2 protein-coding genes and 1 pseudogene are annotated in these 1742 nt (G+C 69.6%); 1 reads left to right on the top strand and 2 read right to left on the bottom strand.

Annotation, left to right across the window (positions count from 1 at the left end; genetic code table 11):
- Window positions 1-554: pseudogene (locus ACIRS4_RS36455) on the top strand (hypothetical protein); the annotation flags it as partial.
- A 73-nt stretch (window positions 555-627) separates the two neighbouring features.
- Here ACIRS4_RS36455 and ACIRS4_RS36460 read toward each other — a convergent pair.
- Window positions 628-1305, bottom strand: coding sequence for an energy-coupling factor ABC transporter ATP-binding protein (locus tag ACIRS4_RS36460; RefSeq protein WP_404204289.1), 678 nt, complete (start codon window positions 1303-1305; stop codon window positions 628-630).
- Window positions 1302-1742 (bottom strand): biotin transporter BioY (locus ACIRS4_RS36465; protein WP_404204291.1); only part of this gene is annotated, 441 nt, incomplete at its 5' end. The genes ACIRS4_RS36465 and ACIRS4_RS36460, both read right to left, overlap by 4 nt.

The following is a 1742-nucleotide window of genomic DNA, read 5'->3' on the forward strand; positions in this document are numbered from 1 at the left end:
CGGTCACCGAGATGGCCGCCGACGTGCTCTCCGATGGACTCGGCGACGCCATGCGCTTCGAATACACCGTGGCCTGTGACCGGATCCCGGACTCCTCGCCGTTGAAGGCGCTCTACCAGTGGGAACCCTTGCGGGAGTTCGTCTCCCACCTGGTGGGGGAGCAGGCCTACCGGTCCGCCGACGAACTGGGCGCGATGACGGTGCAGATCCACGAGAACGGGGACGCACAGGACTGGCACTACGACATGTCCGATTACACGGTCATGCTGCACATCGTCGCGCCGGAGCGGGGCGGGGCGCTCGAATACATCCCGCTGCCCGGGGCATTCATCGAGCGCGGGGGCGGGCTGCCGATGCGGCACCGGCACATGGTGAAGATGCTGCCGACGGTGCCGGGCACGCTGGTGCTGCACGCCGGGCGGCGGTCCCGGCACCGGGTGACGCCGGTGCAGGGCGAGATTCCGCGGGTGAGCGTGCACATGGCGTTCAACGCGCGGCCCGGGCAGCGGTTGAACGCGCACGTGCGGCGGCATCTGTTCGGGCGCGAGGACTGAGGACTTCGAGCGGCGACGGCCTCGGTCCGCTGGTGTGGGGGCGAGCCATGGTCCCGCGGCATTCGGCGCGGGCTCAGTCCAAGTGCATGGCCACGTAGCGCGGGATGGTCTCCGCCGGCGGGCCGTCGGCCACGACGCGGCCCTCGTCGAACACCAGCACCCGGTCGAAATCGGCGAGCAGGTCCAGGTCGTGGGAGACCACGACCAGTCGCTGCGGGAGCTCGCGCAGCATCCGGGTGATGCGGCGGGTGTTGCGCAGGTCGAGCAGGGTGGTCGGTTCGTCGAACACCACGTACTCGGGTCGGACCGACAGCACCGCGGCGATGGCGAGCAGCTGCTTCTGGCCGCCGCTGAGCAGATGCGCGGGGTGGTCGCGGAACTCGGCGAGGCCGTAGGTCGCGAGGGTCTCGGTGACCCGTTGCGGGATGTCGGATTTGGCGACGCCGTGGTGTTTGAGGCCGAAGGCGAGGTCCTCGGCGACCGTCGGCATGACGATCTGGATGTCCGGATCCTGGAAGACGAATCCGACCCGTTTGCGCACGGCCCGGCCCTGTTTGCGGGTGTCGAGGCCGTCCACCCGGACCGTGCCCGAGGTCGGCACCTGCAGGCCGTTGAGCAGCCGCGCGAAGGTGGACTTGCCCGAGCCGTTCGCGCCGACCACGGCGATCCGGCGTTCGCTCAAGCGCAGATCCAGGTCGCGCAGGACCTCGCGCTCGCCGAATCGGTGTGAGACGCCGTCGAGTTCGATCATGCCCGCGCCGGAATCATCGGATACGCCTTGCGCACCGCCACCGCGGCCAGCGACCCGATCACCGTCTTGACCACGTCGCCCGGCAGGAACGCCACCGAGGTCGTGATGGCCTTGCCCAGCGAGATGTGCGCGGCCGCGGCCATCCACGGAATCCCGATGGCGTACAGCACGATCGCGCCGCCGAGGAAGTTGATCAGCAGGGCCAGCGGCAGGTTGTAGTGCTTCCACACCCGTTCGGTGAGCAGGCCGATCACCAGCGCGCCGATCGGATAGGCGATCACGAAGCCACCCGTCGGGCCCATGATCACCGACAGGCCGCCGCGCCCGCCCGCCAGCACCGGCAGCCCCGCGAAGACCATGACGTCGAAGAGCAGCATGGCCAGCGCGCCGCGCTTGGCGCCCAGAATCGAGCCCGCCAGGATGACGCCCAGAGTTTG

The organism is Streptomyces sp. NPDC101166 (genome assembly GCF_044768125.1).
Classification (GTDB): domain Bacteria; phylum Actinomycetota; class Actinomycetes; order Streptomycetales; family Streptomycetaceae; genus Streptomyces.